We start from the raw sequence: 276 nt of genomic DNA on the forward strand, positions 1-276 counted from the left end.
TCTGAAGGGGTCTGCAGATGATAACAATTGTCAGCGTATTGCGGAGCGGCCAGCGCCTGATGGCATCTCACTCTACCCTGAGCGGATGCCTCAATCAGTTCGCTGAAGACCTCTTGCGGGATCGGTTGGCGCCAGGCGGCCCATACCGCGCCGTACATTTTCATAAAGCGCAGTTTTTGAACCGTGGTAAAAGCGTTCCAGATCTTGTGCATATAAGGGCGGATTGAGACCAGCACGTCCTGCCAGGGCAGGTTGCTGTTAGCGGCGCGCGTAAGC

Annotated in this window: 1 pseudogene; it reads right to left on the reverse strand. The window is 56.2% G+C overall.

From position 1 onward, the window contains the following. Positions 1-276 (reverse strand): annotated as a pseudogene (locus tag KVT28_RS25020) (hypothetical protein); the annotation flags it as partial.

Source organism: Pantoea sp. GbtcB22 (assembly GCF_019091025.1).
Classification (GTDB): domain Bacteria; phylum Pseudomonadota; class Gammaproteobacteria; order Enterobacterales; family Enterobacteriaceae; genus Pantoea; species Pantoea leporis.